The sequence below is a fragment of the Escherichia sp. S10b genome, assembly GCF_028421345.1.
Classification (GTDB): Bacteria; Pseudomonadota; Gammaproteobacteria; order Enterobacterales; family Enterobacteriaceae; genus ECMA0423.
In genome coordinates, this window is sequence record NZ_JAHZSO010000156.1 from 113,267 (window position 1) to 133,473 (window position 20,207).

General features: G+C 49.4%; 18 protein-coding genes and 1 pseudogene. 14 read left to right on the forward strand and 5 right to left on the reverse strand.

Features of this window, described 5'->3' with window-relative positions; all coding sequences use genetic code 11:
- The 3 genes from hrpA to aldA all read left to right on the forward strand — a co-directional run bounded on the left by hrpA (position 1) and on the right by aldA (position 6,611).
- Positions 1-3,903 (forward strand): ATP-dependent RNA helicase HrpA, encoded by a 3,903-nt coding sequence (gene hrpA / locus FTE26_RS09990; RefSeq protein ID WP_000139565.1) that lies wholly within the window; start codon positions 1-3, stop codon positions 3,901-3,903.
- A 271-nt stretch (positions 3,904-4,174) separates the two neighbouring features.
- The gene (gene ydcF, locus FTE26_RS09995) at positions 4,175-4,975 is read left to right on the forward strand and encodes a DUF218 domain-containing protein YdcF (RefSeq protein ID WP_001027942.1); all 801 of its coding nucleotides are present in this window, start codon (positions 4,175-4,177) and stop codon (positions 4,973-4,975) included.
- A 196-nt stretch (positions 4,976-5,171) separates the two neighbouring features.
- Positions 5,172-6,611, forward strand: a complete 1,440-nt coding sequence (gene aldA / locus FTE26_RS10000; RefSeq protein ID WP_000115948.1) for an aldehyde dehydrogenase — start codon at positions 5,172-5,174, stop codon at positions 6,609-6,611.
- Between the two features lie 41 nt (positions 6,612-6,652).
- Here aldA and gap read toward each other — a convergent pair whose 3' ends face one another.
- Positions 6,653-7,654 carry a type I glyceraldehyde-3-phosphate dehydrogenase gene (gene gap / locus FTE26_RS10005; protein ID WP_000048682.1) on the reverse strand — a complete coding sequence of 334 codons (1,002 nt, stop codon included), beginning with the start codon at positions 7,652-7,654 and terminating at the stop codon, positions 6,653-6,655.
- A gap of 188 nt (positions 7,655-7,842) precedes the next feature.
- On the opposite strand from gap, the gene cybB reads away from it, so the two are divergent.
- The 3 genes from cybB (at position 7,843) to yncP (ending at position 8,885) form a co-directional block, all read left to right on the forward strand.
- Entirely contained in the window at positions 7,843-8,373 is a 531-nt protein-coding gene (gene cybB, locus FTE26_RS10010) for a cytochrome b561 (RefSeq protein ID WP_001307188.1), read from the forward strand.
- A gap of 244 nt (positions 8,374-8,617) precedes the next feature.
- On the forward strand, positions 8,618-8,791 hold the full coding sequence (locus tag FTE26_RS10015; protein WP_000731833.1) for a periplasmic protein: 174 nt from the start codon (positions 8,618-8,620) through the stop codon (positions 8,789-8,791).
- A 25-nt stretch (positions 8,792-8,816) separates the two neighbouring features.
- Positions 8,817-8,885 carry a hypothetical protein gene (gene yncP, locus FTE26_RS10020; RefSeq protein ID WP_212591405.1) on the forward strand — a complete coding sequence of 23 codons (69 nt, stop codon included), beginning with the start codon at positions 8,817-8,819 and terminating at the stop codon, positions 8,883-8,885.
- Here the strand turns inward: yncP and hokB are convergent.
- Positions 8,863-9,012 carry a type I toxin-antitoxin system toxin HokB gene (gene hokB / locus FTE26_RS10025; protein ID WP_001320773.1) on the reverse strand — a complete coding sequence of 50 codons (150 nt, stop codon included), beginning with the start codon at positions 9,010-9,012 and terminating at the stop codon, positions 8,863-8,865. The two genes, yncP and hokB, sit on opposite strands and share 23 nt — an antisense overlap.
- 398 nt (positions 9,013-9,410) lie before the next feature.
- On the opposite strand from hokB, the gene trg reads away from it, so the two are divergent.
- Positions 9,411-11,051 (forward strand): methyl-accepting chemotaxis protein Trg, encoded by a 1,641-nt coding sequence (gene trg, locus FTE26_RS10035; protein ID WP_001098526.1) that lies wholly within the window; start codon positions 9,411-9,413, stop codon positions 11,049-11,051.
- 37 nt (positions 11,052-11,088) lie between these two features.
- On the opposite strand, the gene FTE26_RS10040 is transcribed toward trg, so the two are convergent.
- The gene (locus FTE26_RS10040) at positions 11,089-12,012 is read right to left on the reverse strand and encodes a LysR substrate-binding domain-containing protein (protein ID WP_000414560.1); all 924 of its coding nucleotides are present in this window, start codon (positions 12,010-12,012) and stop codon (positions 11,089-11,091) included.
- 216 nt (positions 12,013-12,228) lie between these two features.
- Between FTE26_RS10040 and hglS the strand changes: the two genes are divergently transcribed.
- From hglS to rimL, 4 genes are all read left to right on the forward strand, one after another.
- Positions 12,229-13,572, forward strand: a complete 1,344-nt coding sequence (gene hglS, locus FTE26_RS10045; RefSeq protein ID WP_000013783.1) for a 2-oxoadipate dioxygenase/decarboxylase HglS — start codon at positions 12,229-12,231, stop codon at positions 13,570-13,572.
- Positions 13,573-13,796: 224 nt separating this feature from the next.
- The gene (gene opgD, locus FTE26_RS10050; RefSeq protein WP_000375956.1) at positions 13,797-15,452 is read left to right on the forward strand and encodes a glucan biosynthesis protein OpgD; all 1,656 of its coding nucleotides are present in this window, start codon (positions 13,797-13,799) and stop codon (positions 15,450-15,452) included.
- 139 nt (positions 15,453-15,591) lie between these two features.
- Positions 15,592-15,816, forward strand: coding sequence for a YdcH family protein (locus FTE26_RS10055; protein WP_001296778.1), 225 nt, complete (start codon positions 15,592-15,594; stop codon positions 15,814-15,816).
- A gap of 62 nt (positions 15,817-15,878) precedes the next feature.
- Positions 15,879-16,415 (forward strand): 50S ribosomal protein L7/L12-serine acetyltransferase, encoded by a 537-nt coding sequence (gene rimL, locus FTE26_RS10060; protein WP_000140879.1) that lies wholly within the window; start codon positions 15,879-15,881, stop codon positions 16,413-16,415.
- Here rimL and ydcK read toward each other — a convergent pair.
- On the reverse strand, positions 16,410-17,390 hold the full coding sequence (gene ydcK / locus FTE26_RS10065; RefSeq protein ID WP_001234056.1) for a YdcK family protein: 981 nt from the start codon (positions 17,388-17,390) through the stop codon (positions 16,410-16,412). The two genes, rimL and ydcK, sit on opposite strands and share 6 nt — an antisense overlap.
- 123 nt (positions 17,391-17,513) lie before the next feature.
- Here ydcK and tehA point away from each other — a divergent pair, with 123 nt between their 5' ends.
- The 3 genes from tehA (at position 17,514) to FTE26_RS10080 (ending at position 20,067) form a co-directional block, all read left to right on the forward strand.
- Positions 17,514-18,506: a dicarboxylate transporter/tellurite-resistance protein TehA gene (tehA, locus tag FTE26_RS10070; protein WP_001296725.1), complete on the forward strand. Its 993-nt coding sequence runs from the start codon at positions 17,514-17,516 to the stop codon at positions 18,504-18,506.
- Positions 18,503-19,096, forward strand: a complete 594-nt coding sequence (gene tehB / locus FTE26_RS10075; RefSeq protein WP_000586720.1) for a tellurite resistance methyltransferase TehB — start codon at positions 18,503-18,505, stop codon at positions 19,094-19,096. The genes tehA and tehB overlap by 4 nt, the downstream gene beginning before the upstream one ends.
- A 302-nt stretch (positions 19,097-19,398) precedes the next feature.
- Complete coding sequence (locus FTE26_RS10080) at positions 19,399-20,067, forward strand: DUF3313 domain-containing protein (protein WP_001261013.1); 669 nt, start codon at positions 19,399-19,401, stop codon at positions 20,065-20,067.
- 17 nt (positions 20,068-20,084) lie between these two features.
- On the opposite strand, the pseudogene FTE26_RS10085 reads toward FTE26_RS10080, so the two are convergent.
- A pseudogene (locus tag FTE26_RS10085) lies at positions 20,085-20,207 on the reverse strand (IS200/IS605 family transposase); the annotation flags it as partial.

The window sequence follows — 20,207 nt, forward strand, 5'->3', positions numbered from 1 at the left end:
ATGACAGAACAACAAAAATTGACCTTTACGGCCTTGCAGCAGCGGCTGGATTCGCTGATGCTGCGCGACAGACTGCGTTTTTCTCGGCGTCTGCACGGTGTTAAGAAGGTTAAAAATCCTGATGCACAACAGGCCATTTTCCAGGAGATGGCGAAAGAGATTGACCAGGCGGCAGGGAAAGTCCTGCTGCGTGAAGCGGCACGACCGGAAATTACTTATCCTGACAATTTACCTGTTAGTCAGAAAAAACAGGACATTCTCGAAGCGATTCGTGATCACCAGGTGGTGATCGTCGCCGGGGAAACGGGTTCTGGTAAAACGACTCAGTTACCGAAAATCTGTATGGAGCTGGGGCGCGGGATTAAAGGGCTGATCGGCCATACCCAGCCGCGTCGCCTGGCGGCAAGAACGGTGGCGAACCGTATTGCGGAAGAGCTGAAAACGGAGCCGGGCGGTTGCATCGGTTACAAAGTGCGTTTCAGCGATCACGTTAGTGATAACACGATGGTCAAGCTGATGACCGACGGTATCCTGCTGGCGGAGATCCAGCAAGACCGCCTGCTGATGCAGTACGACACCATCATTATTGACGAAGCACACGAACGCAGCCTGAATATCGATTTTCTGCTCGGCTATTTGAAAGAGTTGCTGCCGCGGCGTCCTGACCTAAAAATCATTATCACTTCCGCGACTATCGACCCGGAACGCTTTTCGCGCCACTTTAATAATGCGCCGATTATCGAAGTCTCCGGTCGGACCTATCCGGTGGAAGTGCGCTATCGACCGATTGTTGAAGAAGCCGACGACACCGAGCGCGATCAGTTGCAGGCGATTTTTGACGCCGTAGACGAACTGAGTCAGGAAAGCCCTGGCGACATTCTGATCTTTATGAGTGGTGAGCGGGAAATTCGCGATACCGCCGATGCGCTGAACAAGCTAAATCTGCGTCATACCGAAATATTGCCGCTTTATGCGCGGCTTTCGAACAGCGAACAGAACCGCGTGTTCCAGTCGCACAGCGGACGGCGCATTGTGCTGGCGACCAACGTCGCGGAAACCTCGCTGACCGTACCGGGGATTAAATACGTTATCGACCCCGGTACAGCACGTATCAGCCGCTACAGCTATCGCACCAAAGTGCAGCGTTTGCCGATTGAACCCATTTCGCAGGCGTCTGCCAATCAGCGTAAAGGCCGCTGTGGGCGTGTGTCCGAAGGGATCTGTATTCGTCTCTATTCCGAAGACGATTTCCTTTCGCGCCCGGAGTTTACCGATCCGGAGATTCTGCGTACCAACCTGGCCTCGGTTATTTTGCAGATGACCGCGCTGGGGCTGGGCGATATCGCTGCGTTCCCGTTTGTCGAAGCACCGGATAAACGCAATATCCAGGATGGCGTGCGTCTGCTCGAAGAACTGGGCGCGATCACCACGGATGAACAGGCCAGCGCCTATAAACTGACGCCGCTCGGTCGCCAGCTCTCGCAGTTGCCTGTCGACCCACGTCTGGCGCGTATGGTGCTGGAAGCGCAGAAACATGGCTGCGTGCGTGAGGCGATGATTATCACGTCCGCGCTCTCCATTCAGGACCCGCGTGAGCGGCCGATGGACAAACAGCAGGCATCGGACGAAAAACATCGTCGCTTCCACGACAAAGAATCCGACTTCCTCGCGTTTGTAAATCTGTGGAATTATCTTGGCGAGCAGCAAAAGGCGCTTTCTTCCAACGCCTTCCGTCGCCTGTGTCGTACCGATTACCTCAACTATCTGCGCGTGCGCGAATGGCAGGATATCTACACCCAGTTGCGTCAGGTGGTGAAAGAACTTGGCATTCCGGTTAACAGCGAACCGGCGGAGTATCGCGAAATTCACATTGCGTTGCTGACGGGTTTACTTTCCCATATCGGCATGAAAGATGCCGATAAACAAGAATATACCGGCGCACGTAACGCGCGTTTCTCCATCTTCCCCGGTTCTGGTTTATTCAAAAAACCGCCGAAATGGGTAATGGTGGCGGAACTGGTAGAAACCAGCCGCCTGTGGGGGCGCATTGCTGCGCGTATCGACCCGGAATGGGTGGAGCCTGTCGCTCAGCATTTGATTAAACGTACCTACAGCGAACCGCACTGGGAACGGGCGCAGGGCGCGGTGATGGCAACGGAAAAAGTCACTGTTTATGGTTTGCCGATTGTTGCCGCGCGCAAGGTCAACTACAGCCAGATCGATCCGGCGTTATGTCGTGAACTCTTTATTCGCCATGCGCTGGTGGAAGGTGACTGGCAGACGCGTCACGCATTCTTCCGTGAAAACCTGAAACTGCGGGCCGAAGTGGAAGAGCTGGAACACAAATCACGTCGCCGCGATATTCTGGTTGATGACGAAACGTTGTTTGAGTTCTACGACCAGCGCATCAGCCACGATGTGATCTCTGCGCGCCACTTCGATAGCTGGTGGAAAAAAGTCAGCCGCGAAACGCCTGATTTGCTCAACTTTGAAAAAAGCATGTTGATCAAAGAGGGCGCAGAAAAAATCAGCAAGCTGGATTACCCGAACTTCTGGCATCAGGGCAATCTCAAGCTGCGTTTGAGCTATCAGTTTGAGCCCGGCGCGGATGCTGACGGTGTGACCGTACATATTCCGCTGCCGTTACTTAACCAGGTTGAGGAAAGCGGGTTTGAATGGCAGATCCCCGGTCTGCGCCGCGAACTGGTGATTGCTCTGATTAAATCGTTGCCGAAACCGGTACGCCGTAATTTTGTACCCGCGCCAAACTATGCCGAAGCGTTTTTAGGCCGCGTCAAACCGCTGGAGTTACCGTTGCTCGACAGCCTTGAGCGCGAGTTACGGCGGATGACCGGCGTTACCGTTGACCGCGAAGACTGGCACTGGGATCAGGTGCCCGATCACCTGAAAATCACCTTCCGCGTGGTGGACGACAAAAATAAGAAGCTAAAAGAAGGGCGCTCATTACAGGATCTGAAAGATGCGCTGAAAGGCAAAGTGCAGGAAACGCTGTCCGCGGTGGCGGATGACGGTATCGAGCAGAGCGGCTTACATATCTGGAGTTTTGGTCAGCTGCCGGAAAGCTACGAACAGAAGCGTGGCAACTACAAAGTGAAGGCGTGGCCGGCGCTGGTGGATGAGCGCGACAGTGTGGCGATCAAACTGTTTGATAACCCGCTGGAGCAAAAGCAGGCAATGTGGAACGGTCTTCGCCGTCTACTGCTGCTGAATATTCCATCGCCAATCAAATATTTACATGAAAAGTTACCGAACAAAGCCAAGCTGGGACTGTACTTTAACCCGTATGGCAAAGTGCTGGAGCTGATCGACGACTGTATCTCCTGCGGTGTGGATAAATTGATCGACGCCAATGGTGGCCCGGTCTGGACGGAAGAAGGCTTTGCTGCGCTGCATGAAAAAGTGCGTGCCGAACTGAACGACACGGTGGTGGATATTGCGAAGCAGGTCGAGCAAATCCTTACGGCAGTGTTCAATATCAACAAACGTCTGAAAGGGCGGGTGGATATGACCATGGCGCTGGGGCTTTCTGACATTAAAGCGCAGATGGGCGGGTTGGTATATCGCGGTTTTGTCACTGGTAACGGCTTCAAACGGCTGGGCGACACGCTGCGATATTTGCAGGCGATTGAAAAACGGCTGGAAAAACTGGCGGTTGATCCACATCGCGACCGTGCGCAGATGCTGAAAGTCGAAAACGTCCAGCAGGCGTGGCAGCAATGGATCAACAAACTGCCGCCCGCACGTCGTGAGGATGAAGACGTGAAAGAGATCCGTTGGATGATAGAAGAGTTGCGCGTTAGTTACTTCGCTCAACAACTTGGTACGCCTTATCCTATTTCGGATAAGCGTATTTTGCAGGCGATGGAGCAGATTAGCGGTTAACACTGCTATTTGCCTGATAAAGAAAAAACCCGGTAAGCATTTAGCGCCGGGTTTTTTATTAATTCTAAAACGGTAAGGGTAAAAATTCAGGAATTCAGAAAAATACAATTCTCTGCTGCAAGATGAATAATGTTTATCTACAGCATTTCCTTAAAAGATATGTCAGGCTTGCGGAGTGGCGGTTAAGGAAATACGACTTCCTCCTTTCAGAGTGCTCCGCTTCTCACTATTATCTCACGCAGTATTCTTAAGGGAACGATAAGGAGGAACCATGAACATTACCCCGTTTCCGACGCTTTCGCCGGCAACTATAGATGCCATAAATGTTATCGGACAGTGGCTGGCGCAGGATGATTTCTCCGGTGAGGTGCCGTATCAGGCCGATTGCGTGATCCTTGCAGGCAATGCGGTTATGCCGACTATCGACGCGGCATGTAAGATTGCTCGCGATCAGCAAATTCCTTTACTGATTAGTGGTGGTATCGGTCACTCGACAACTTTTTTGTATAGCGCCATCGCACAGCATCCGCACTACAACACTATCCGCACCACTGGCAGAGCAGAAGCGACCATCCTGGCGGATATCGCTCATCAGTTCTGGCACATTCCGCATGAAAAAATCTGGATTGAAGACCAGTCAACAAACTGCGGTGAAAACGCACGCTTTAGCATCGCGCTATTGAATCAGGCCGTAGAACGAGTTCATACGGCTATCGTTGTTCAGGACCCCACCATGCAGCGGCGCACGATGGCGACGTTCCGCCGTATGACTGGGGACAATCCCGATGCACCACGCTGGTTAAGTTATCCCGGATTCGTTCCTCAGTTAGGAAATAACGCAGACAGTGTAATCTTTATTAATCAGTTACAAGGATTATGGCCAGTTGAGCGTTATCTCTCACTACTCACTGGCGAGCTGCCGCGTTTACGCGATGATAGCGATGGCTACGGTCCCCGCGGGCGAGATTTTATCGTTCACGTTGATTTTCCGGCAGAAGTCATCCATGCATGGCAAACGCTGAAACATGATGCGGTGCTCATCGAGGCGATGGAAAGTCGCTCGTTACGTTAAAAATTGCCCGTTTGTGAACCACTTGTTTGCAAACGGGCATGACTCCTGACTTTTATTTCTGCCTTTTATTCCTTTTACACTTGTTTTTATGAAGCCCTTCACAGAATTGTCCTTTCACGATGCCGTCTCTCTGATGATTGATGTTAATTAACAATGCATTCACCGAAAACAAACATATAAATCACAGGAGTCGCCCATGTCAGTACCCGTTCAACATCCTATGTATATCGATGGACAGTTTGTTACCTGGCGTGGAGACGCATGGATTGATGTGGTAAACCCTGCTACAGAGGCTGTCATTTCCCGCATACCCGATGGTCAGGCCGAGGATGCCCGTAAGGCAATCGATGCAGCAGAACGTGCACAACCAGAATGGGAAGCGTTGCCTGCTATTGAACGCGCCAGTTGGTTGCGCAAAATCTCCGCCGGGATCCGCGAACGCGCCAGTGAAATCAGTGCGCTGATTGTTGAAGAAGGGGGCAAGATCCAGCAGCTGGCTGAAGTCGAAGTGGCTTTTACTGCCGACTATATCGATTACATGGCGGAGTGGGCACGGCGTTACGAGGGCGAGATTATTCAAAGCGATCGTCCAGGAGAAAATATTCTTTTGTTTAAACGTGCGCTTGGTGTGACTACCGGCATTCTGCCGTGGAACTTCCCGTTCTTCCTCATTGCCCGCAAAATGGCTCCCGCTCTTTTGACCGGTAATACCATCGTCATTAAACCTAGTGAATTTACGCCAAACAATGCGATTGCATTCGCCAAAATCGTCGATGAAATAGGCCTTCCGCGCGGCGTGTTTAACCTTGTACTGGGGCGTGGTGAAACCGTTGGGCAAGAACTGGCGGGTAACCCAAAGGTCGCAATGGTCAGTATGACAGGCAGCGTCTCTGCAGGTGAGAAGATCATGGCGACTGCGGCGAAAAACATCACCAAAGTGTGTCTGGAATTGGGGGGTAAAGCACCAGCTATCGTAATGGACGATGCCGATCTTGAACTGGCAGTCAAAGCCATCGTTGATTCACGCGTCATTAATAGTGGGCAAGTGTGTAACTGTGCAGAACGTGTTTATGTACAGAAAGGCATTTATGATCAGTTCGTCAATCGGCTGGGTGAAGCGATGCAGGCGGTTCAATTTGGTAACCCCGCTGAACGCAACGACATTGCGATGGGGCCGTTGATTAACGCCGCGGCGCTGGAAAGGGTTGAGCAAAAAGTGGCGCGCGCAGTAGAAGAAGGGGCGAGAGTGGCGTTGGGTGGCAAAGCGGTAGAGGGGAAAGGATATTATTATCCGCCGACATTGCTGCTGGATGTTCGCCAGGAAATGTCGATTATGCATGAGGAAACCTTTGGCCCGGTTCTGCCGGTGGTCGCATTTGACACGCTGGAAGAGGCTATCTCAATGGCTAATGACAGTGATTACGGCCTGACCTCATCAATCTATACCCAAAATCTGAACGTCGCGATGAAAGCCATTAAAGGGCTGAAGTTTGGTGAAACTTACATCAACCGTGAAAACTTCGAAGCTATGCAAGGCTTCCACGCCGGATGGCGTAAATCCGGTATTGGCGGCGCAGATGGTAAACATGGCCTGCATGAATATCTGCAGACCCAGGTGGTTTATTTACAGTCGTAATGAGTAAAAGAGGCGGAGGTTTTTTCCTCCGCCTGTGCGCGTCAGAGTTTAGCGAATTTTTCGAGGGTGCGAATAAGCTGCGTGACGAAGCCATATTCGTTATCGTACCAGGCGACCGTTTTCACCAGTTGTAAATCGCCCACGGCGGTAATTTCCGTTTGCGTGGCATCAAACACCGAACCGAAATGGCTGCCAATGATATCGGAAGAGACTATTTCTTCATCGGTATAACCAAATGACTCGTTATTGGTGGTTGCTTGTTTAAGTGCGTTATTCACCTCTTCGGCAGTCACTTTTTTTCCGAGAATCGATACCAGTTCAGTGACCGAACCTGTTTTCACCGGCACGCGTTGCGCATGACCTTTCAGTTTGCCGCTCAGTTCCGGGATCACCAGACCAATGGCTTTTGCCGCCCCCGTAGTGTGGGGAATGATATTTTCTGCCGCTGCGCGTGAAGCACGTAAATCTTTACCACGTGGGCCATCCACCAGTGACTGGGTGCCAGTATAGGCATGAATGGTCGTCATCGTGCCGACTTCTATCCCGAAACTGTCATGCAAGGCTTTGGCCATCGGCGCAAGACAGTTAGTGGTGCATGACGCCACGGAAACAATGGTGTCGTTGCCATCCAGAGTGTCGTCATTGACGTTATAAACGATAGTTTTCATTTCACCGGCAGGGGCGGAAATCAACACCTTCTTCGCACCAGCATCAAGATGCGCCTGCGATTTCTCGGCGGAGGTATAAAAGCCAGTACATTCGACAATGATTTCTGCCCCTTTCGCTTTCCACGGAATATTTTTAGCCTCTTTTTCGGCGTAAACCGAGATACTTTTCCCATCAACGATAAGTGAATCTTCCGTAAAATCAACGCTCCAGGGGAACGGACCATAGTTTGAATCATGTTTCAGCAGATAGGCGAGAATTTTTGGGGAAGTGAGATCATTAATAGCGACAACGTCTATGTTGCTTTTGACTTCAAGTAATCGACGCAACACCAGTCGACCGATACGACCAAAACCGTTAATACCAACTTTACTCATGGTTTTCTCCTGTCAGGAACGTTCGGATGAAAATTGATCCTTTCCAGGCTTAGCCCAGGATTGTGGGATGGGCAATCTCCATTCTTACAGTGAAACGTAACGTACTGAAAACGGGTGAACAATATTTAATGAAATTTTGAGAAAAGCCCGTTATGTTAACGGAAAATTATGTTAAAGCAGGAAATGTTATGGAAAATAAATACTCAAGGTTACAAATCAGCATTCACTGGCTGGTCTTTTTGCTGGTTATCGCAGCGTATTGCGCAATGGAGTTTCGTGGTTTCTTCCCACGTAGCGATCGGCCACTCATCAACATGGTTCATGTTTCCTGTGGTATCTCAATTCTCGTGCTGATGGTGGTTCGTCTTTTGTTAAGACTGAAATACCCAACCCCGCCGATTATACCTAAGCCAAAACCGATGATGACGGGACTGGCGCATTTGGGACATTTGGTGATTTATCTCCTGTTTATTGCGCTGCCAGTGATTGGTTTGGTGATGATGTATAACCGGGGCAACCCGTGGTTTGCGTTTGGTTTGACGATGCCTTACGCTTCAGAGGCCAATTTCGAACGGGTTGATAGCTTAAAGTCGTGGCATGAGACGCTGGCGAATCTGGGATATTTTGTCATCGGGTTGCACGCTGCGGCTGCACTGGCACACCACTATTTCTGGAAGGACAACACACTTCTACGCATGATGCCGCGTAAACGTTCCTGAAGGATATTTAAAGAAAACGCCTGTACTAAAACCGACCCGTGGTACAGGCGAAGAATACGGGTCTACATCGGAAGCGCCTATTATATTTATTTGTATGACAAATAAAACCATAATCCTTGCCCATACGTCCATCTGGCTTATTTTTAATCAATTCACCCGATCTTTGATCTCATCAACGGTATCAAAATAAACCAGCGTATAACGTTCAAATCGAACATAAGATTCGATAAACCATGGAGGTTATATGAAAAAACTGGCACTTATTTTGTTTATGGGAACGCTTGTTTCCTTTTATGCCGATGCCGGGCGCAAACCCTGTTCTGGTTCGAAAGGGGGGATCTCACACTGTACGGCAGGCGGCAAATTTGTCTGTAATGATGGTTCTATTAGTGCCTCGAAAAAAACATGCACTAACTGAAGTGTAAAAGGGGTGCCATGAGAAAATGAATCTGCTAGTCAGATGCGCGGGGAAAATCCCCGCGCTTGCCCTTACCTGGACGTGCAGGCCATGAGCGCAGCAACCTCCTTATCACCGTCCCGGAACCGCAGTTCGTAGAGCGTTTGTCGGGTCAGGAGTGTGAATGTCAGAATCGTAATGCAGATAATGAGCAGACACACCACCAGAGGGTTGTGCTTCATAGCCTTTCTCCTTGCCGGATGGCGGGTAAGAGGCTAAGATCTGAATTGCTAGGTTCATTCGTTGGCCTCGGTTGATAGAAATATCGGTCGGGGCCTTCGTCTTTCTGATTCCCGGTTAGCCTGAAAACAGAAAGTCTCAGGCACCCGCAGGCATCCTATGAGGTTTCCTTAGGGACGAAAATAATCACTTCACGAAATTGCGTGCTGTTTTCCAGAATTTTTCGTCATTCGGGTTAGCCAGTTTAGCCATTCGTTACTCTCTTCATTCCAATAGCATTAATTTTCTCTGCAATAATTGTTGTAAAAATGTGACGCAAAGAGGTTTTTGGTCATAAGTAATTACCGTCAAGTGCCGATGACTTTCTATCAGGAGTAAACCTGGACGAGAGACAACGGTAATGAATACAACTCCCTCACATCGATTAGGTTTTTTGCATCACATCAGGCTGGTTCCGTTATTTGCCTGCATTCTTGGCGGTATCTTAGTTCTATTCGCATTAAGTTCTGCTCTGGCTGGCTATTTCCTCTGGCAGGCCGATCGCGATCAGCGTGATGTTACTGCGGAGATTGAGATTCGGACCGGGTTAGCGAACAGTTCAGATTTTTTGCGTTCAGCCCGGATCAATATGATTCAGGCCGGGGCTGCGAGTCGTATTGCGGAAATGGAAGCAATGAAGCGCAATATTGCGCAAGCCGAATCGGAGATTAAACAGTCGCAGCAAGGTTATCGTGCTTATCAGAATCGACCGGTGAAAACACCTGCTGATGAAGCCCTCGACACTGAATTAAATCAACGCTTTCAGGCTTATATCACGGGTATGCAACCTATGTTGAAATATGCCAAAAATGGCATGTTTGAAGCGATTATTAATCATGAAAGTGAGCAGATCCGACCGCTGGATAATGCTTATACCGATATTTTGAACAAAGCCGTTAAGATACGTAGCACCAGGGCCAACCAACTGGCGGAACTGGCCCATCAGCGCACCCGCCTGGGTGGGATGTTCATGATTGGCGCGTTTGTGCTTGCCCTGGTCATGACGCTGATAACATTTATGGTGCTACGTCGGATCGTCATTCGTCCACTGCAACATGCCGCACAACGGATTGAAAAAATCGCTAGTGGCGATCTGACGATGAAGGATGAACCGGCGGGTCGTAATGAAATCGGTCGCTTAAATCGTCATTTACAGCAAATGCAGCATTCACTGGGGATGACAGTAGGGACTGTTCGACAGGGTGCGGAAGAGATTTATCGTGGCACCAGCGAAATTTCAGCTGGCAATGCGGACCTGTCATCTCGCACCGAAGAACAAGCGGCGGCAATCGAACAAACTGCCGCCAGCATGGAGCAACTCACTGCGACGGTGAAACAGAATGCGGATAACGCGCATCATGCCAGCAAACTGGCGCAAGAGGCTTCTATTAAAGCCAGCGATGGCGGGCAGACGGTTTCCGGTGTAGTAAAAACGATGGGCGCTATCTCCACGAGTTCGAAGAAAATTTCTGAGATCACCGCCGTCATCAACAGTATTGCTTTCCAGACGAATATTCTGGCACTGAATGCTGCCGTTGAAGCCGCGCGAGCGGGTGAGCAAGGCCGTGGATTTGCCGTTGTCGCCAGCGAAGTACGGACACTCGCAAGCCGCAGCGCCCAAGCGGCGAAAGAGATTGAAGGCTTGATCAGTGAATCAGTCAGGTTAATTGACCTGGGGTCGGATGAGGTGGCAACGGCAGGGAAAACCATGAGCACTATTGTTGATGCCGTCGCGAGTGTCACACATATCATGCAGGAAATCGCCGCCGCCTCGGATGAACAAAGTAGAGGCATAACGCAGGTTAGCCAGGCGATTTCTGAAATGGATAAGGTGACGCAACAGAATGCTTCTCTGGTAGAAGAGGCCTCAGCAGCGGCGGTGTCCCTTGAAGAACAGGCGGCACGATTAACTGAGGCGGTGGACGTATTCCGTCTGAACAAACATTCTGTGTCGGCAGAACCTCGCGGAGCGGGTGAACCAGTTAGTTTCGCTACGGTGTGAAAATGTTCAAGGAGGGATCGACAGATCCCTTCACCTTTCAGAACGGCATTGATTTTCGAATAGCGTTAATCATCAACTGGCAACCAGAAGAGAACGTCGCATCTACGCGGGTCAGTATTCCAATCGGTTCGCCTGCACCATGTCCCGGAACAGGCAGGGCCACCAGCGTGGCATGACGCAGGTCGTCTTTTACCGCGCCAGAAGGGACAAACCACACGTAGTCGTATTCAACCGTAAGTTGACGAGATAGCGAAGCAGACAGCGTTTCGATACAACCCGAAGGAATTTTACAGCCCTGGCTCTGCACTAATGCATCTGAATGCTGGCGTGGCGCAGTGCCTTCTGGTGATACAACGACCGGCCATTCCAGCACCCGGCTTAGCGTTACGTTCTCCTGAAGTAGCGGGTGATTAGGGCGGACAACCAGCTTCAGCGATTCAAGAAACAGCAGTTCGTAATTAAGCCCGGTCATCAGTTCAGGATCTGACATCCGACCAATGCCGATATCGATTTCCCCGGTTTTTAAACCCGCCAGAATCATAGGGTTACTCATTGTCGCAACTTGCAAGGTCGTCTCTTTTTGTTGCTGATGAAACTGACCTATAACCGAAGGTAATATCCCCAGTGCCGCAGTAGGTAGTGCACCAACCCTGACGACATCATTATTAAGATCTTCTTTACGATGAAGCGACTGTCCGGCAGTGTTGATGGCGTCAAGAACTCTGACTGCATGCGTTAAAAATTGTTCGCCGGGTAAGGTAAGTTGCGCCCCCTGACGACCACGCTCAAACAAGCGAGCGCCAGTCAGCTGCTCCAGTTCATTCAATGTCTTAGAGAGCGCAGGTTGACTCAAATTAAGGGTTTCAGCCGCGCGCCCCAAAGTTCCTTGTTGTGCGACAGCTACGAATGTATGAAGGTGGCGCAAACGGATGCGCTGACTAAACAGACTATTTTTTTCCATAAGCGATGTTAAAAACGAAGCGGTGTCGCTGACAAGTGAAGTTGTTTGATTATGATAACTTTATTGCAAAATATTATTAACAATTAAAGCAATTATGTTACAGCAAAATGGATAATATTGATGTTTTCGCGGCGAGATCACAGTTTGTAAATTCTTCCCGCCAGAGTGAATGCGGTTACCTACACTCCAGATTACTGACCACTGGAGGCAGACACTATGGCGAACAGCATCACGGCGGATGAGATTCGGGAACAGTTTTCGCAGGCAATGTCAGCCATGTACCAGCAAGAAGTTCCGCAATATGGCACGCTGCTGGAACTGGTAGCTGATGTGAATCTGGCTGTGCTGGAAAACAATCCTCAACTGCACGAAAAAATGGTAAATGCAGACGAGCTGGCGCGACTGAATGTTGAACGTCATGGGGCGATTCGCGTTGGGACTGCACAAGAGCTTGCTACTCTTCGGCGGATGTTTGCCATTATGGGGATGTACCCGGTGAGCTATTACGATCTCTCGCAGGCAGGGGTGCCGGTACATTCGACAGCATTTCGGCCCATTGATGATGCTTCTCTGGCGCGTAATCCCTTCCGCGTTTTTACCTCCTTACTCCGCCTTGAGCTTATCGAGAACGAAATTTTGCGCCAGAAAGCGGCGGAGATTCTGCGTCAGCGCGATATCTTCACCCCACGTTGTCGACAACTGTTAGAGGAATATGAGCAGCAGGGCGGTTTTAACGAAACACAGGCACAGGAGTTTGTGCAGGAAGCCCTGGAAACGTTTCGCTGGCACCAGTCAGCAACGGTAGATGAAGAAACCTATCGCGCCTTGCACAACGAACATCGGTTGATTGCTGATGTGGTCTGTTTTCCTGGATGCCATATCAACCACCTGACGCCACGTACGCTGGATATTGACCGGGTGCAGTCGATGATGCCTGAATGCGGAATTGAACCCAAAATTCTCATCGAGGGGCCGCCGCGCCGCGAGGTACCGATTTTACTACGCCAGACCAGCTTTAAAGCACTGGAAGAGACGGTGTTGTTTGCGGGGCAGAAACAGGGCACGCATACCGCGCGCTTTGGTGAAATTGAGCAGCGTGGCGTGGCATTAACGCCGAAAGGGCGACAACTGTATGATGATCTTCTGCGTAACGCTGGAACCGGGCAGGATAATCTCACTCACCAAATGCATTTACAGGAAACCTTCCGCACTTTTCCTGACAGTGAGTTTTTAATGCGTCAGCAAGGGCTGGCATGGTTCCGGTACCGTCTGACGCCTTCAGGTGAGGCGCATCGTCAGGCGATTCATCCCGGAGACGATCCACAGCCCTTAATTGAACGTGGTTGGGTCGCGGCGCAACCCATTACCTATGAAGATTTCTTGCCCGTTAGCGCGGCGGGGATCTTCCAGTCAAATCTGGGTAATGAAACGCAGGCACGCAATCACGGTAATGCCAGTCGCGAGGCATTTGAGCAGGCGTTGGGTTGTCCGGTTTTGGATGAGTTCCAGCTTTATCAGGAAGCGGAAGAACGCAGTAAACGTCGCTGTGGTTTGCTTTAAATTCTGACCATCCGCCTTTGCAAAAATTTGCCTGATTTTACAAACGAATCAGGCTCATCCCATCGACATAAAAAAATTGCCGATTTATGCATATTCTCTGAGTTCAACAATTGGATTATTAATAAATATTGTCTAGAGTGAGCGGTCATAAATAAGCACTTTCTTGCCGCTGAAAACGACCAGCGCGGGACCATTCACAACACCAGAAGGACTCACTTTCAGGTATGGATCGTAGACGATTTATTAAAGGTTCAATGGCTATGGCCGCCGTGTGCGGTACCAGCGGCATTGCTTCTCTTTTTTCTCAGGCGGCATTCGCGGCAGATTCTGATATTGCCGACGGGCAAACCCAGCGTTTTGACTTCTCCATTCTACAGTCAATGGCGCACGACTTAGCGCAAACAGCGTGGCGTGGTGCGCCTCGTCCGTTACCTGACACGCTGGCGACAATGACGCCGCAGGCTTATAACAGTATTCAATACGACGCCGAAAAATCGCTCTGGCATAACGTTGAGAACCGTCAACTGGACGCTCAGTTCTTCCATATGGGAATGGGATTCCGTCGCCGCGTTCGTATGTTTTCTGTAGATCCAGCAACACATCTGGCGCGTGAAATTCACTTTCGCCCGGAGTTGTTCAAATACAACGATGCAGGTGTTGATACCAAACAATTAGAAGGGCAAAGCGATCTCGGCTTTGCCGGTTTTCGCGTGTTTAAAGCCCCCGAACTGGCGCGCCGTGATGTAGTATCATTCCTCGGAGCGAGTTATTTCCGCGCCGTTGATGACACATATCAATACGGTTTGTCGGCCCGCGGCCTGGCGATTGACACTTACACCGACAGTAAAGAAGAGTTCCCCGACTTTACCGCCTTCTGGTTTGATACGGTAAAACCGGGGGCAACTACCTTTACCGTTTATGCGTTGCTCGATAGCGCCAGCATTACTGGTGCCTATAAGTTCACTATCCATTGTGAGAAAAGTCAGGTGATTATGGATGTGGAAAATCACCTGTATGCGCGCAAAGACATTAAACAGCTGGGCATTGCGCCGATGACCAGTATGTTCAGCTGCGGTACTAATGAACGTCGGATGTGCGACACCATTCATCCGCAAATTCATGACTCTGATCGTCTGTCCATGTGGCGGGGCAACGGCGAGTGGATTTGCCGTCCGCTGAATAATCCGCAAAAATTGCAGTTCAATGCTTACACCGACAACAACCCGAAAGGGTTTGGTTTATTGCAACTGGATCGTGATTTCTCCCATTATCAGGACATTATGGGCTGGTATAACAAACGCCCAAGTCTGTGGGTGGAACCGCGTAACAAGTGGGGTAAGGGCACCATCGGCCTGATGGAAATCCCAACAACGGGCGAAACGCTGGATAACATTGTCTGCTTCTGGCAGCCAGAAAAAGCTGTAAAGGCGGGTGATGAGTTTGCATTCCAGTATCGTCTGTACTGGAGTGCGCAACCGCCTGTTCATTGCCCATTAGCGCGCGTTATGGCGACGCGTACCGGCATGGGCGGTTTCCCGGAAGGTTGGGCACCAGGTGAACACTATCCCGAAAAATGGGCGCGTCGTTTTGCCGTCGATTTCGTTGGTGGTGATCTGAAAGCTGCCGCACCAAAAGGCATTGAGCCGGTGATTACGCTTTCCAGTGGGGAAGCGAAGCAAATCGAAATTCTCTATATTGAACCCATTGATGGTTATCGTATTCAGTTTGACTGGTATCCGACTTCGGACTCCACTGATCCGGTCGATATGCGGATGTATCTGCGTTGTCAGGGCGACGCTATCAGTGAAACATGGCTGTATCAGTATTTCCCGCCAGCGCCGGATAAACGTCAGTATGTTGACGACCGCGTGATGAGTTAATCGTTTTTTCTTCGGCACCTTCTTCGGGAGGTGCCGTCTGGTTAAACACGATCCCGCTCGCATTTTTCCCTAAGTTAAATGAGTAATCTGATGGTGTGTATTTCAGATACACCTTGTCAGCCACTAACAGGGAGTGCGTATGTTTCCAGAATATCGAGATTTAATATCCCGTCTGAAAAACGAAAATCCTCGCTTTATGTCCTTGTTCGATAAACACAATAAACTTGATCATGAAATTGCCAGAAAGGAAGGTTCCGACGGTCGAGGGTACAATGCGGAAGTGGTCCGCATGAAAAAACAAAAGCTACAGTTAAAAGATGAGATGCTCAAAATCCTGCAGCAGGAGAGCGTCAAAGAGGTATAAACTTTCCTAAGCCGCCAGCCAGGCGGCTTTTTTAACAACTGCATGGATTGACTGGAGATAAGATGACTGAAACGATAAAAGTAAGCGAATCACTTGAATTACATGCTGTTGCAGAAAATCACGTCACTCCTCTTTATCAGTTAATCTGTAAAAATAAAACCTGGTTACAGCAGTCGCTAAACTGGCCGCAGTTCGTTCAGAGTGAAGAGGACACGCGAAAAACGGTGCAGGGTAATGTGATGTTGCATCAACGCGGCTATGCCAAAATGTTCATGATTTTCAAAGAAGATGAACTTATCGGCGTTATCTCGTTTAATCGTATTGAACCACTGAATAAAACCGTTGAAATAGGCTACTGGCTGGACGAATCTCATCAGGGGCAGGGGATCATTTCTCAGGCGCTGCAGGCATTGATTCATCATTACGCCCAGTCTGGTGAACTTAGACGCTTCGTGATCAAATGTCGGGTGGACAATCCGCAAAGCAACCAGGTCGCTTTGCGCAATGGTTTTATCCTTGAAGGTTGCCTGAAACAGGCTGAGTTCCTGAATGATGCCTATGATGATGTGAACTTATACGCGCGTATTATCGATTCATAATAACCCTGCCAGCGGCGTTCGCGTAATGCGCTCCTCGCCGTTAATGACTTTTGGACCACGGACATGAACCGTGTCGCCATCAAAGGCTTCAACGACGGCGTGGTCGGTTAACTCCACATGGTTTTCAATTATCACCGCACCTGTAATACGGCTCTCACCTTGTATTACAACGTGCTCGTCGAGCAGAATCGGTCCACCACGTACCACGGCATTTCCGCCAATCAAGACATGATGTTTTAACACACAATTACCTTCCACAATGGCATATTCCGCCACCTGCGAACTGTAATGAATCGTTGGAATGGCATCTTCTTCTATGCCAGCTTTCACCTGCGCGTGACCGTAGACTTTAGCGCAATCGCATAGCCAGACGTTGTTCTCTTCATTACCTTCAATACTGGCAAAATCAAAAACTTCGGCACGATGTTCAATAAAAGCATACCGGATGACGGCATCGCCATAAATTTGTGCCTGGTGGACAATACGCGAGGCGCTAACCCTTGCGCGATCATAAATTTGTAGCAGGAGTTGATGGTCGGGCGTTAAGCCTTGTGCGGCGACGATCATAGAATGTTGATCAATTAAGGCGTGACCAAATATTCTACATTGCCCGTAAACTAATGAGTCATGAATGGTGACGCTGTCACTTATATATGCACCCTGGCTGATTTCACTATTATCGATCCAGACGTTATCCGTTGCGTAAACCTCTCCCCACAGCACGCTGGTGCCGGTGATACGCGTATTACCAGAAATCACCGTTCCGCCGAACGCAATAGCATTCTGGTCGTAAATCCAGCAATTTCCTTCCTGTGCTAACACCGTTTCGCGATCGATCCAGCCGCCAGCGGTTCCTGCTATCACATCGTTAAAATCGCTAATGGCGATAATCTGCCGTAATAACACATTTTTTTTAGTGCCATCTTCCTGATAACTAAAGGCTCGCTGTTCTTCACTTAGACGATATTTGCGCATAGCGTTTTCCCACAGGTGACTTACTATAACCGTAGCAAATTCTGCGGCTCTGGCTATGCTCGAGAAAATTCCATAAAATGCATTTCAAATATACTTTATAAATTAAACAAAATGAGTAAGAAGATGCAGAGCGATAAAGTGCTCAATTTGCCGGCAGGCTACTTTGGTATTGTGTTGGGGACGATAGGGATGGGATTTGCCTGGCGCTATGCCAGCCAGGTTTGGCAGGTCAGCCACTGGTTAGGGGATGGGCTGGTGATTCTGGCGATGATCATCTGGGGATTATTAACTAGCGCATTTATTACCCGACTCATACGCTTTCCGCATAGCGTGCTGGCGGAAGTTCGCCATCCAGTGCTGAGCAGTTTTGTGAGTTTGTTTCCGGCAACGACGATGCTGGTGGCGATTGGTTTTGTTCCGTGGTTTCGCCCACTGGCGGTGTGCCTGTTCAGTTTTGGTGTCGTGGTTCAGTTGGCTTATGCCGCCTGGCAAACTGCGGGATTATGGCGCGGATCTCACCCTGAAGAAGCTACCACGCCTGGACTGTATCTGCCGACAGTTGCCAACAACTTTATCAGCGCAATGGCCTGTGGTGCGTTGGGCTACACCGACGCCGGTCTGGTGTTTTTAGGCGCAGGCGTTTTCTCATGGCTAAGCCTTGAACCGGTGATCTTGCAGCGTCTGCGCAGTTCGGGAGAATTACCCACGGCACTGCGGACATCACTCGGCATTCAGCTCGCTCCTGCGCTGGTGGCTTGTAGTGCCTGGCTGAGCGTCAACGGCGGCGAGGGTGACACGCTGGCGAAAATGCTTTTCGGTTATGGACTGCTGCAACTGCTGTTTATGCTACGTCTGATGCCATGGTATCTCTCCCAGCCATTTAATGCTTCATTCTGGAGTTTCTCGTTCGGCGTATCTGCACTGGCAACCACCGGTTTGCATCTGGGGAGTGGCAGCGATAATGGATTTTTCCATACGCTGGCGGTGCCGCTGTTTATCTTTACCAATTTTATTATTGCAATACTGCTCATCCGTACTTTTGCGCTTCTGATGCAGGGAAAATTGTTAGTCAGAACCGAGCGCGCCGTTTTAATGAAAGCAGAGGACAAAGAATGATCATTCGTGACGAAAACTATTTTACTGATAAATATGAATTAACCCGCACACACTCTGAAGTACTGGAAGCGGTGAAAGTGGTTAAACCGGGTAAAACGCTGGATCTGGGCTGTGGCAATGGTCGTAACAGTCTTTACCTGGCAGCCAATGGTTATGATGTTGACGCATGGGATAAAAATGCCATGAGTATCGCCAACGTCGAGCGCATTAAATCCATTGAAAATCTGGATAATTTACACACCCGGGTCGTTGATCTGAATAACCTCACATTTGATGGACAGTACGATTTTATTCTTTCGACTGTGGTGCTGATGTTCCTTGAGGCTAAAACCATCCCCGGGTTGATTGCCAATATGCAACGTTGCACTAAACCTGGTGGTTACAACCTGATTGTGGCGGCGATGGATACCGCTGATTATCCATGTACCGTCGGCTTCCCGTTTGCCTTCAAAGAGGGAGAATTACGTCGATATTACGAAGGCTGGGAGAGGGTGAAATACAATGAAGACGTCGGCGAGCTGCACCGCACCGACGCCAACGGTAATCGTATTAAACTGCGTTTCGCCACGATGCTGGCACGTAAAAAATGACCCGCTAAGAATAAGGCGCGTGAAAATTCCCCACGCTGAGATGATTTACTGTTCTTCTTTTCGGTAAGCATATTTTTTATCGAAGGGATGTGAAATTAATCACAGTAGTCGAAGTTTTTTAGCAGCTTAACTTACTGAAATTTAACTACTGATGATTGACTTAGCCCCTTTTTCGGCATTGACTATGTCGTCTGAAAAGGGGCTGAAAAATTTATTTTCACCAACACTTTTTTTGCCACAACACGAAGCGGCGCTTTTTGCTATAACTTAAAAAGTAATATAATCATCTCAGGAAACTATTCATGCGTACCACATCATTTGCGAAAGTTGCAGCTTTATGCGGCTTGTTGGCTCTGTCTGGTTGTGCCTCTAAAATCACCCAGCCAGATAAATATTCTGGTTTTTTAAACAATTACTCTGATTTAAAAGAAACAACCTCAGCAACAGGTAAACCTGTTTTACGTTGGGTAGACCCGAGTTTTGATCAAAGCAAATATGACAGCATCGTCTGGAACCCAATCACTTATTATCCGGTGCCAAAACCTTCTACCCAGGTAGGGCAGAAAGTTCTGGATAAAATTTTGAACTATACCAACACCGAAATGAAAGAAGCGATAGCGCAGCGTAAACCACTGGTTACCACCGCTGGGCCGCGTAGTCTGATTTTCCGTGGGGCCATTACCGGTGTAGATACCAGCAAAGAAGGGCTGCAATTCTATGAAGTGGTTCCTGTTGCATTAGTGGTTGCGGGGACGCAAATGGCTACAGGCCACCGTACCATGGATACTCGCCTCTATTTTGAAGGTGAGCTGATTGATGCAGCGACTAATAAACCGGTTATCAAAGTCGTTCGTCAGGGCGAAGGTAAAGACCTGAATAACGAAAGTACGCCAATGGCTTTCGAAAATATTAAACAAGTTATTGATGACATGGCGACCGATGCCACCATGTTTGACGTTAACAAAAAGTAGTTCCAGACGCGCCATCGTTAGATGGCGCTTTTTATCCGGTGTGCCGTAAAACCCCATCCTTCAGGGCGGGGATATAAGGCGCGGTTTTCCACCTGACCAGGTGTTTGCTGTTGTTCAATGTATTGGCGGATGACGGATAT

What these genes read in the sequence shown, in the direction of transcription:
- trg (WP_001098526.1), top strand. Translation starts at nt 9,411, where the DNA reads ATGAATACAACTCCCTCACATCGATTAGGTTTTTTGCATCACATCAGG.
- FTE26_RS10055 (WP_001296778.1), top strand. Translation starts at nt 15,592, where the DNA reads ATGTTTCCAGAATATCGAGATTTAATATCCCGTCTGAAAAACGAAAAT.
- tehA (WP_001296725.1), top strand. Translation starts at nt 17,514, where the DNA reads ATGCAGAGCGATAAAGTGCTCAATTTGCCGGCAGGCTACTTTGGTATT.
- hrpA (WP_000139565.1), top strand. Translation starts at nt 1, where the DNA reads ATGACAGAACAACAAAAATTGACCTTTACGGCCTTGCAGCAGCGGCTG.
- ydcF (WP_001027942.1), top strand. Translation starts at nt 4,175, where the DNA reads ATGAACATTACCCCGTTTCCGACGCTTTCGCCGGCAACTATAGATGCC.
- hglS (WP_000013783.1), top strand. Translation starts at nt 12,229, where the DNA reads ATGGCGAACAGCATCACGGCGGATGAGATTCGGGAACAGTTTTCGCAG.
- FTE26_RS10080 (WP_001261013.1), top strand. Translation starts at nt 19,399, where the DNA reads ATGCGTACCACATCATTTGCGAAAGTTGCAGCTTTATGCGGCTTGTTG.
- hokB (WP_001320773.1), bottom strand. Translation starts at nt 9,012, where the DNA reads ATGAAGCACAACCCTCTGGTGGTGTGTCTGCTCATTATCTGCATTACG.
- FTE26_RS10015 (WP_000731833.1), top strand. Translation starts at nt 8,618, where the DNA reads ATGAAAAAACTGGCACTTATTTTGTTTATGGGAACGCTTGTTTCCTTT.
- tehB (WP_000586720.1), top strand. Translation starts at nt 18,503, where the DNA reads ATGATCATTCGTGACGAAAACTATTTTACTGATAAATATGAATTAACC.
- aldA (WP_000115948.1), top strand. Translation starts at nt 5,172, where the DNA reads ATGTCAGTACCCGTTCAACATCCTATGTATATCGATGGACAGTTTGTT.
- cybB (WP_001307188.1), top strand. Translation starts at nt 7,843, where the DNA reads ATGGAAAATAAATACTCAAGGTTACAAATCAGCATTCACTGGCTGGTC.
- rimL (WP_000140879.1), top strand. Translation starts at nt 15,879, where the DNA reads ATGACTGAAACGATAAAAGTAAGCGAATCACTTGAATTACATGCTGTT.
- gap (WP_000048682.1), bottom strand. Translation starts at nt 7,654, where the DNA reads ATGAGTAAAGTTGGTATTAACGGTTTTGGTCGTATCGGTCGACTGGTG.
- FTE26_RS10040 (WP_000414560.1), bottom strand. Translation starts at nt 12,012, where the DNA reads ATGGAAAAAAATAGTCTGTTTAGTCAGCGCATCCGTTTGCGCCACCTT.
- opgD (WP_000375956.1), top strand. Translation starts at nt 13,797, where the DNA reads ATGGATCGTAGACGATTTATTAAAGGTTCAATGGCTATGGCCGCCGTG.
- ydcK (WP_001234056.1), bottom strand. Translation starts at nt 17,390, where the DNA reads ATGCGCAAATATCGTCTAAGTGAAGAACAGCGAGCCTTTAGTTATCAG.